We start from the raw sequence: 10,628 nt of genomic DNA on the forward strand, positions 1-10,628 counted from the left end.
CATCCACTACTCCTTTAAAACAGATTTTATATAAACTTCCGGATCAAGTAAATAGGTTGAAATCGATTCAATTGACGGATATATAAATTCAGCGCCTAAACCCAGAATAACAGAAAAGGCTAATAGGAATACAATTGGCCCAATTAATCCTTTTACAGGTTTTCTTTCAACAATAATAGACTCATCCTTTTTGCCCCAAAACCCGTTAATAAAGATTTTCATGATGGAATAAAGGATAAGTAGGCTTGAAAGCAAGGCCAAAATAACAATAGCTACTTCATTAGCCGACAATGCTCCTTTTAGTAACAGCAACTTGCCAATAAAACCACTGAATGGCGGTATTCCGGCGAGCACAAATGCGGAAACAAATACAAGCCAGCCAAGTAATGGATAATAGTGAATTAATCCGCTGAACTTGCGCAGATCCGATGTGCCTGCAACGTATGCAACTGTACCAACCAATAAGAACAGGGCACATTTTATTATCATATCGTGAACCAAATAATAAATAGAACCACTAATGCCATCTTGATTGAACACACCGATCCCCATCATAATAAACCCGATAGCTGGAATAATATTGTAGGCAACAATTAATTTTATATTCGAAGTTGACAAGGCGCCAATTATTCCGAATATCATGGATAAACCGGCTATCCAAATAAATGCCTGGTGGGTTAAATCCAGTTTATAGATGAAAATGAGCGAAAACACGCGCAGAATCGAATAGACTCCCACTTTTGTCAAGAGTGCACCAAACAGGGCAGAAATAACCGGGTTTGGCACAATATATGATTTTGGCATCCAATAATATAATGGAAACAGTGCTGCCTTCGTTGCAAAAACAAAGAAAAACAGAACCGCAATGGTTGTTAAAATACCTTTCTGATCAACATCCTGAACCCGCTCAGCAATATGAGCCATGTTTACTGTTCCAACGACCGAATAAAGAAAGGCAACAGATGTAACAAACAATACGGAAGAAAACAGATTAATCAATACATATTTAAGTGATTCACGCAATTGAACCTTTCCGCCCCCTAAAACGATCAGTGCATAGGAAGCCATTAATAATACTTCATAAAAGACAAATAAGTTAAATAAATCTCCTGTGATAAAGGCTCCGGATACCCCTGCAATTAACAAGAAGAAAAACGTATAAAAATAATGTGTTTCTTGCTTTAAATCCATGGAATGTGGAGTATAGAAAGCACATGCTGCAGCAATAATGTTTGTTGTTAACACAAGGGTTATTGCGAGCGGATCGGCAACTAGAACAATACCATATGGTGCTTTCCAGCCACCGGTTTCCAGGACAATCGTTCCATTGTGAAATACAAACCATGTAATGTAAGAGACAACACCAAGGTTAACCAGAATGAATACTCGGGTCAGCCAGCGTGCTGTGTTTACTTTATTATGGAAAAAAGCCAGAATTATCCCGGATATCAATGGGATGATGATTGGCAATACCGCTAAATTACTCATGTTCGTCACCCCTTAATTGTGCCATATCATCACTATTATTTTCATTAGCTGTCCGGTAAGCAAGAACTAATAGTAGACTTGTAACACCAAAGCTAATAACGATTGATGTCAAAATTAATGCTTGTGGTAAGGGATCAACATAATCCGAAATACCCTCCATTATGATTGGCGGCTGCCCGCGCTTTAATTTTCCCATGGTTAAAATAAATAAATGGGCGCCATGGGACAAGAGAGCAGTTCCAATAATTATGCGAAGTAACTGTTTTTGTAATAGGTTGTAAATTGCTGTTGCAAACAATATACCTGCCAAAATTAAGATGATAATTTCCACTTATTTTGCCCCCTTTTTCAGTTTGATGAGGCTATAGATAGCAAGTGCTGCTAAACCTAGTACGGTGATTTCAAATAGTGTATCAAAGCCACGCATATCGACCAGTATGACATTAACAATGTTGTGCCCACCGCCGAGTGGCTTAGATGTTTCGATAAAATAATCCGCAATCGAATCAAACCATTTGCTGCTGTGGGCGGAAATTCCAACTAATGTCAATAAAGCTCCAAAGCCGATCGAAATAATTAAATTAATCGTTTTCGTTCCAGCCGATTCATTACGTTTCCGTAATTTAGGCATATGATAGAAGCAAAGTAAAAACAAAACAACGGTAACAGTTTCGATTACGAGTTGCGTTAAAGCCAGGTCTGGTGCACGGTACAGGACAAAAAGAATGGCTACTCCATATCCGACAACGCCTAGAATTAATATCGCTGAAACATTGTTTTTTGCAACTATCGTTCCGAGTGCAGCAATCACCATAATCACCACTACAGAAACCTCAATCGCGGTCACATCGGCCAAATCATTAAATTGGATGTTGAAGCCGCCAGTTACAAGCATAACAATTGCCGTTACTACAAGCGTCGCCCCAATGATGATTGCGACGTACAGCCGTAATGATCCAGTCATATAAGATTGTGTTACATCTTTTGTCCAATCGTCCAGTTTATCCAATATGGCATTATACAATCTGTTTAAGCTTAATTTGCCAGGCAGGATATGATAAGCACCTGCCCATTTTTTTCGGGTCAAAACAAGTACAAGACCAAGTCCAACAACAATCAATGTCATTTGCAGTGGGGTGTAATTAAATCCATGCCAAAATGTAATATGTTTCTCAATCGATACACCTTTGATTGCTTCCGCAGCATGTGCCAGGAATGTTCCGTTTACGACATTTGGAAACAGACCGATTAAGATGACACCCAGTACAAGTATAATCGGAGAAACGAGCATGCCGAATGGTGCTTCATGTGGTTTTTTCGGCAGCTTGGCAAGGTCGGCTTTTCCTGCAAATGTTCCGAATAAGAAGTATAAGGAATAAACAAAAGTGAAAATACTTCCGAACACAGCAAGGTATGGAATTGCCTGTGCCAAAAGATCGGCAAATGTGCTGGCGCCTGCCAAATCAAGACTGGATTCAAAAAATAACTCTTTACTGTAAAAACCGTTTAAGAATGGCAATGGTATTCCTGCCATTGAGAACGTCCCAAACAAGGCGAGCGTGCCCGTGATTGGTAGAAATGTAATAAGTCCGCCAAGCTTACGAATGTCACGGGTTCCTGTTTCATGGTCAACGATACCCGCAACCATAAAAAGACTTCCTTTAAATGTTGCATGGTTTAAAATATGAAATACGGCAGCAAATACAGCGATTTCGGTACCAAATCCGAGCATTGCCATAATCATCCCCAACTGGCTGATCGTGGAAAATGCCAGGATTGCTTTCAAATCAGTTTGTCTTACAGCCATGTAGGAGCCCCAGCATAATGTCACAATCCCTACAAGACTAACAATAATGAAGAACCATTCATAGGTAGAGAAAACCGGTGAAAAACGCGCCACCAAAAATAGCCCTGCTTTTACCATCGTTGCTGAATGGAGATATGCACTAACTGGAGTCGGAGCTTCCATTGCATCCGGGAGCCAGATATGGAAAGGAAACTGTGCTGACTTTGTAAATGCGCCAAGCAAAATGAATCCTAAAATTAGTGGTAAATAAGTACTATTTAAGATTACATCTTTCTGTTCTATCATTGCTTGGATACTTGTTGTATCTGTAACGACTGTAAGCAGCACAAAACCACCAAACATGCTTAACCCGCCAAAAATAGTAATTAGCATCGATTTTAATGCCCCATAGCGGGACCGTTCGTTGAAGTGCCAGTAACCGATAAGCAAGAAGGAGGAAATTGATGTCAGCTCCCAAAATGTATACAGAACAAAAACATTATCGGATAAAACAACACCAAGCATGGCCGCCATAAACATTAACAAGTATACATAAAAATGCCCCAACCGCTCCGTTTTATTTAAATAATAAATCGAATATAAAACAACCAGAGCACCGATACCGCTTATTAACAAAGCAAATAAAAGGCTTAGCCCATCCAAATAAAAATCCAGGTTGATTCCAAGTGATGGTATCCATCTAAATGTTTGCCGGACTGGAGAAAAGTCATTGCCGACAAATTGGATAAAATAAAGAAAAATAATAAAAGGAATGAAAAACACAAAAACACCAGTATGTATTTTTTCTTTGATTTTGCTAAGTAATGGGATAAAACATGCAAGTATAAGTGGTATTAAAACTGTGAAAATCATCTAGTGGAAGTCCTCCTTTTCTAATTTAGCCTACCATCTAATTCTACACCGAAAGATACATTTGAGGATAGAAAAACCGTTGCGCGGGTGCGGCTAGTGGTTCCTGAATCAAGTCAAGCAGTAAGTAATCAGTAAGAAAATAGAACTGGGTCCTGTTTATGTATGGTATTCCAACGTTAGTTTATCATACTATCAGGTTCAGAAAAATAAAAAACCCCTATCATTCATAAAAATGACAAGAGTTAGCAAAAAGTTGCATATTATTCATGTTTTCATACTATTTATTAACTTGGACATTTTACTTTGTGCAGTAATGATCTTCTATGAATTTCCTGTTCAATTAAATGGATAAAATCAGGGCTTAAATTTAATTCATTTGCTTTGCGATAGGATTCCAGCAATAGCTCATCTGACAAATGCTCCATAAATACAGCCCTCCTGGTAAATTAGTAATACTTCCATTTTGAAGTTAATAATAATTTACCACGAATAATAGAGTTGGGCAAGGCGATAGTTATCTACAATCACCTGTAGATAACTTGTGCATAAAAGCAAAAAAGTATGCCTAAAATACCATTCTATAAATGTGGATAATGTTAGTAATGTTATCCACAAGGCGAAAAATGGAGGAATTTGTCGAACGGTTTTTGCAAGAAACTGTCTGAAATCAAGCATATCTTTAATAAATTGACATAAACATACAAAAATATTCAGAGAAGATGGAAAGAAGAACCCTTTTCGTTCCCCATTACACTTTCATATAACATAAACTAAGTGTATAATTTTTCTTTATTAATTCATTACCGAAAACGGCCATGTCCAGCTCCAGCGCCCAGCGGCTAGTGGACTTCCTTCACCTCCGTACGATAAGTCAACATCGGCTCGGGAGACGAAGGAAGGCCGACTAAGAACGGCCTTTGCGGCCAACGTCGGCATACCCCTTTTGCAGGGGCATGTTTCCTTTATCTCCTGCGGTTCAGTCCAGTCCATACGCCGCTAACCGGACGCTTCCGCTTTTCTTCTCTGGAAAGTTATTATAGGATTAAGGTATAATATAAACTTGCAGTAAGGGAATAGAGTAATGAGGTGTGACAGTTGCTGAAGAAGTTTTTACCGAATGAGCACGTGAAGAGTATATTTGATATTCATCCTGGCGTACTAAAGCAAAAAGGGATAAAAGGAATCATTACCGATTTGGATAATACGCTTGTCGCCTGGGATGTGAAAGACGCAACACCCGAAATTGTTCAATGGTTCAAATTGATGAAGGAACACGACATCAAGGTGACGATTATTTCGAATAATAACGAAGAACGAGTGAAAATTTTTTCAGAACCACTCGCTACACCATTCGTATATAGTGCCAGAAAACCGCTTGGACATGCATTTAAAACAGCTGCAAAGCAAATGAATTTAAAAAAAAATGAAATTGTTGTAGTCGGTGACCAGCTAATGACAGATGTTCTTGGTGGTAATTTTGCCGGATTTTATACGATATTAGTTGTGCCGATCGTCCAAACCGATGGAAAAATGACAAGGATAAACCGGAAAATTGAGCGACGTATCTTACATTATATGCGGAAAAAAGGAAAAATTACCTGGGAGGAATAGTAGTGGAAAAAATACGTTGTCAGGGCTGCGGCATTTCAATCCAAACGACAAGCCCGAAGAAACTAGGTTATACGCCGGAAACAGCATTACAAAAAGATACCACTTTATGCCAGCGTTGCTTTCGTTTAAAACATTATAATGAGGTACAACCGGTTTCGATTCGCGATGAGGACTTTTTAAATTTGGTTAGTCGAATCGGGGAAACAAGCGGACTTGTCGTTCACATTGTTGATATATTTGATGTTAGTGGAAGTCTTATTAAAAGCCTCCCACGGATTACTGGTAATAACCCGATCATTTTAGTTGGAAATAAAATGGATTTATTACCAAAGTCAACGAATCAAAGAAAACTTATCAAGTGGCTTCGGGCATCTGCAAAGGAAATGGGTATCATCGTAAAAGACGTTTTTCTGATTTCATCGGCAAAAGGACATGGAATTGCCGAACTAACAGAGGCTATTGAGCATCATCGAGACGGGAAGGACGTTTATATTGTCGGAACAACGAATGTCGGGAAATCCACTTTTATCAACCGGTTAATCAATCGATCAACAGGTACGAATGATGTCATAACGACTTCCTACTTTCCTGGAACTACGCTTGGGTTTATTGAAATTCCGTTGGATGATACGGCTGTATTAATTGACACGCCAGGAATTGTCAACAAACAACAGATTGCCCATTACGTATCCAAGCATGATTTAAAGATCATTACGCCGAATAAGGAAATAAAACCGAGAATTTACCAGTTGAACAGTGGTCAGACCCTATTTTTCGGTGGCCTTGCCCGCTTAGACTATGTAAAAGGGGAAAAGCAATCATTTGTCTGTTATTTTGCCAATGGGTTACCGATTCACCGAACAAAAATGGACAACGCCGATACATTATACGTTGAGCATAAAGGTGAACTTCTATCACCACCAGATCAAGAGACGATGGAGAAACTGCCAGCACTTACGGAAACAACCTATCGTGTACAAGGTGACAAAACTGACATCGTCTTCCCGGGTCTAGGCTGGGTGAGTGTCGCGGGTCAGAAAACGACAGTAACGGCCCATAGTCCTAAAGGCGTTTCCGTTTCCATACGAAAATCATTGATTTAAAGGGGAAATCTAAATGAGTTTTCAATTTGCATTGATTGGTTATCCAATTCAGCATTCGTTATCACCATGGATTCATGAACAATTTTTAAAGAAAGCAGGATTAAGCGGCAGCTATTCCATTGTAGAAATAACACCCGACGAATCATTTGAACAAAGGTTAACTGACTTAAAAAGGGAACATATCAATGGCTTTAATGTAACAGTTCCTTATAAACAGAAAATTATTCCTTATTTAGATGACCTAGACGTTGAAGCAAGACGTATTGGTGCAGTTAATACGGTCGTTAGCCGAAACGGAAGATGGATCGGCTATAATACAGATGGAAAAGGATATACACGGTCATTAAAACAACATTATCCAGCTGTGTTTGCTGATAAAGATATAAAAATAGCGATCATTGGTGCTGGCGGGGCAGCGAGAGGGATTTATGATGCACTTGTAACAGCAGGGTTCCATTATGTTGATATTGCCAACCGTACGGTATCAAGTGCTGAAGCGATCACGGAATTGCAGCAGGATCAAACCAATACGGCGGTCTTATCATTAGCTGGCTTGGGGAACAAACTGGATCATTATGACGTGATTATTCAAACGACTTCAGTCGGAATGAAACCAAATCAGGATAAATCCATTATCCAGCTTGCTCCTTCTTTAAAAAAGGACAGTGTTGTGAGTGATATTATCTATCAGCCAATCACAACTGAATTCCTGAAACAAGCAAAAAACAGGGGAGCATACACCCATTATGGTCATACCATGCTCCTTTACCAGGCGCAATATGCATTTGAATTATGGACAATGAAGCATGTTCCAATCGATGATATGGAAAATCAATTACAGCAAATTCTGGAGGGAAGATAATATGTTGACCGGAAAGCAAAAACGCTATTTACGTTCAGAAGCGCATCATCTGAAACCGATTTTTCAGGTTGGCAAAGATGGTGTAAACGAAAATATGATTGAACAAATGAAAGAAGCATTGGAAAAAAGAGAATTAATAAAGGTAAGCGTTCTACAAAATTGTTTAGAAGACAAAGATGATGTCGCAGTAAAATTAGCAGAAGGTACGGAAGCAGAAATCGTTCAAATCATTGGGAACAACATTGTTTTGTACAAAGAGTCAGAAGAAAATAAACATATTCAACTACCTTAAAAAGACTGTTCAAAAAAGCCAAAACGATTAGCTGCCATTCCGGGCGCCTTATTTAAATTAATGCTTCCTGCGTATAACGTAAAGGAGTTTGTCATGAAACGTGTTGGAATTTTAGGAGGAACCTTTGACCCACCGCATTTGGGACATTTACTGATTGCGGAAGAAGTAAAAAATAAGCTTGCACTAGAGGAAGTCTGGTTTATTCCATCCAATGAACCACCACATAAGCATAAAGCCAGAACAAGTGCAAACAATCGGATTGCCATGCTTGAAAGAGCGATTGCATCGAATGATACATTTAAAATCGATACAATTGAAGTAGAGCGTTTAGGGAAATCATATACGTTTGATACAATGAAAGTATTGATTGATACCTATCCTGATACAACCTTTTATTTTATTATCGGTGCCGATATGGTCGAATATTTACCGAAGTGGGATCGGATCAATGAATTAATAAATATCGTGAAATTTGTCGGTGTGAGACGCACAGGATACCACTTGCAATCAGATTTTCCAATTATTGCATTAGATATTCCGATGATCGATGTATCCTCAACCCTAATCCGAGAGCGGATTAGCAGAAACCAGTCAACACGATATTTACTTCCGGAAGATGTGGAAAGTTATATTAAAGGGAAGCGATTATATGAACAGGAATGAATGGATTGCAGCCGTTAAACCTCATTTAACGGAACAGCGGTTCGAACATACATTGCGGGTTGCCCGAACAGCGGTTCAACTAGCAAAACGATTTCATGTCTCAGAAGAAAAAGCAGAACTCGCTGCTATTTTTCATGATTATGCAAAATTTCGTTCATTAGATGAAATGCGTCAGCTGATTTTGTCAAGTTCACTTCCGAATGATTTATTGCTTTATCATCATGAACTATGGCATGCGCCTGTTGGGGCGATTTTGGTACGTCAGGAGCAAGCCATTCACGATACGCAGGTGCTTGGTGCTATCCACTATCATACAACAGGGAAAGCACATATGAATAAACTGGAAATGATCGTACTGTTAGCCGATTATATCGAGCCAGGCAGATCGTTCCCTGGCTTAGAAGAAGTAAGGGAAGCGGCACAGGACGATTTAATCCGCAGCTGCTGGCTAACACTGCGAAATACCATTCAATTTTTAATGGGAAAAGGTTCACGTATTTATCCGGATACTTTTCATGCTTATAATGATTTGACGAAACAAATAAATGGAGGTTACTAATTTGAAAGACACCCTGGAAATTGTGCAAAATGTAGCAGAGGCTTGTGATGATAAACGAGCTGAAGATATTATAGCTTTAGATATGAAGAATGTTTCATTGGTGGCAGATTACTTTCTTATATGTCATGGGACGAACGAACGGCAAGTACAAGCGATTGCCCGGTCGATTAAAGATACGGTTGAGGAGGCCGGAATTACTGTCAAACGATTAGAAGGTTTTGAACAGGCACGTTGGATACTGGTCGATATCGGCGACATTGTATGCCATATTTTTCATAAAGATGAACGTAGTTATTATAATTTGGAACGTTTGTGGGGCGATGCTTCCCGTGTGAACCTTAGCTACGGACAGGAAGGGTAAACAATGGCATACAGACAAATGGCAAATTTTTACGACCAGTTGATGGATGATGCACCATACGATAAATGGCTTGAATTAACAATAGATGTTTTCCAGCAATCCGGTAAAACGATTCGGTATGTAGCGGATTTAGGCTGTGGTACAGGTCGAATCACAACAGGACTAGCCAAGCTGGGGTACAACATGACCGGAGTAGATTCTTCTGAAGAGATGTTAAGCTATGCCCAGCAGCATGCAATCAGTGAAGGTACTGAGATTCTCTGGATTCATCAGGACTTGCGGGAATTGGAAGGCATTAACGGTATGGATGCGGTTATCAGTTATTGCGATGTAATAAATTATATTACAACGGAAAAAGAGCTAAGGACGGTTTTTCGCCATACAGCAAAAGTGCTTCAAGCTGGAGGATTATTTCTTTTTGATGTGCACTCCCTATACCATGTGCAAAACGATTTAGCAAATATGACATTTTCAGAAGTTGATGAGGATGTTTCTTATATTTGGTTCTGTACGCCGGGTGAAGTAGAAGGAGAAATGCATCATGACTTAACCTTTTTCGTTGCAGATGCGAACGACAAGTATATTCGATTTGATGAATATCACCATCAGCGGACATTTCCGATTGATGTTTATAAAAAATTATTACACGAAGCCGGGTTTGAAATTCGCAATATATACGGTGATTTTTCCGTAAAACAGGATAGTATAGAGGAAAACACCGAGAGAATCTTCTTTATTGCTGAAAAAAGGGCAGGAAAATAGAATTTTTCTGCTTTTTATTTTGGTAGCAGGATTTTCAAGACTTTTGTCGAATAGAAAGAGTAAGAAGCTAGACCCTCATTTTTCTCCACACTACGCCGGGTTCGTAATACCAGTACCTTGATGTTCGCCGTTTCCGGTTATCGGAAACGGCGAACATCAACAATAAACCAGCGAACATCAACAATAAACCAGCGAACATCAACAATAAACCAGCGAACATCAACAATAAACCAGCGAACATCAACAATAAACCAGCGAACATCAACAA

The 10,628-nt window shown here is 39.2% G+C and carries 12 protein-coding genes; 8 read left to right on the forward strand and 4 right to left on the reverse strand.

All coding sequences use genetic code 11. The features are described from left to right. Window positions 1–6 precede the first annotated feature (6 nt). From IEX12_RS01285 to IEX12_RS01300, 4 genes are all read right to left on the reverse strand, one after another. Window positions 7–1,488, reverse strand: a complete 1,482-nt coding sequence (locus tag IEX12_RS01285) for a Na+/H+ antiporter subunit D (RefSeq protein WP_088050715.1) — start codon at window positions 1,486–1,488, stop codon at window positions 7–9. Beyond that, window positions 1,481–1,819 (reverse strand): Na(+)/H(+) antiporter subunit C, encoded by a 339-nt coding sequence (locus IEX12_RS01290; protein WP_088050714.1) that lies wholly within the window; start codon window positions 1,817–1,819, stop codon window positions 1,481–1,483. The genes IEX12_RS01285 and IEX12_RS01290 overlap by 8 nt, the downstream gene beginning before the upstream one ends. Then, on the reverse strand, window positions 1,820–4,147 hold the full coding sequence (locus IEX12_RS01295) for a Na+/H+ antiporter subunit A (protein WP_088050713.1): 2,328 nt from the start codon (window positions 4,145–4,147) through the stop codon (window positions 1,820–1,822). 284 nt (window positions 4,148–4,431) lie between these two features. Continuing rightward, the gene (locus IEX12_RS01300; RefSeq protein WP_088050712.1) at window positions 4,432–4,572 is read right to left on the reverse strand and encodes a sporulation histidine kinase inhibitor Sda; all 141 of its coding nucleotides are present in this window, start codon (window positions 4,570–4,572) and stop codon (window positions 4,432–4,434) included. A gap of 670 nt (window positions 4,573–5,242) precedes the next feature. Here IEX12_RS01300 and IEX12_RS01305 point away from each other — a divergent pair. From IEX12_RS01305 to IEX12_RS01340, 8 genes are all read left to right on the forward strand, one after another. Continuing rightward, the gene (locus IEX12_RS01305; RefSeq protein ID WP_088050711.1) at window positions 5,243–5,758 is read left to right on the forward strand and encodes a YqeG family HAD IIIA-type phosphatase; all 516 of its coding nucleotides are present in this window, start codon (window positions 5,243–5,245) and stop codon (window positions 5,756–5,758) included. Window positions 5,759–5,760: 2 nt separating this feature from the next. Then, window positions 5,761–6,861: a ribosome biogenesis GTPase YqeH gene (yqeH, locus tag IEX12_RS01310; protein ID WP_088050710.1), complete on the forward strand. Its 1,101-nt coding sequence runs from the start codon at window positions 5,761–5,763 to the stop codon at window positions 6,859–6,861. A 13-nt stretch (window positions 6,862–6,874) separates the two neighbouring features. Continuing rightward, the gene (gene aroE / locus IEX12_RS01315; protein ID WP_088050709.1) at window positions 6,875–7,723 is read left to right on the forward strand and encodes a shikimate dehydrogenase; all 849 of its coding nucleotides are present in this window, start codon (window positions 6,875–6,877) and stop codon (window positions 7,721–7,723) included. 1 nt (window position 7,724) lies between these two features. Then, the gene (gene yhbY, locus IEX12_RS01320; protein WP_088050708.1) at window positions 7,725–8,015 is read left to right on the forward strand and encodes a ribosome assembly RNA-binding protein YhbY; all 291 of its coding nucleotides are present in this window, start codon (window positions 7,725–7,727) and stop codon (window positions 8,013–8,015) included. A 93-nt stretch (window positions 8,016–8,108) separates the two neighbouring features. Next, entirely contained in the window at window positions 8,109–8,678 is a 570-nt protein-coding gene (locus IEX12_RS01325) for a nicotinate-nucleotide adenylyltransferase (protein ID WP_088050707.1), read from the forward strand. Beyond that, window positions 8,665–9,237 (forward strand): bis(5'-nucleosyl)-tetraphosphatase (symmetrical) YqeK, encoded by a 573-nt coding sequence (gene yqeK / locus IEX12_RS01330; protein ID WP_088050706.1) that lies wholly within the window; start codon window positions 8,665–8,667, stop codon window positions 9,235–9,237. The genes IEX12_RS01325 and yqeK overlap by 14 nt, the downstream gene beginning before the upstream one ends. Before the next feature lies 1 nt (window position 9,238). Beyond that, window positions 9,239–9,598 carry a ribosome silencing factor gene (gene rsfS, locus IEX12_RS01335; protein ID WP_230855983.1) on the forward strand — a complete coding sequence of 120 codons (360 nt, stop codon included), beginning with the start codon at window positions 9,239–9,241 and terminating at the stop codon, window positions 9,596–9,598. A gap of 3 nt (window positions 9,599–9,601) precedes the next feature. After that, window positions 9,602–10,360: a class I SAM-dependent DNA methyltransferase gene (locus tag IEX12_RS01340; RefSeq protein WP_188724573.1), complete on the forward strand. Its 759-nt coding sequence runs from the start codon at window positions 9,602–9,604 to the stop codon at window positions 10,358–10,360. Window positions 10,361–10,628 lie beyond the last annotated feature (268 nt).

The sequence above is a fragment of the Lentibacillus populi genome, from assembly GCA_014642895.1.
In the GTDB taxonomy this organism is placed as follows: Bacteria; Bacillota; Bacilli; order Bacillales; family Amphibacillaceae; genus Lentibacillus_C; species Lentibacillus_C populi.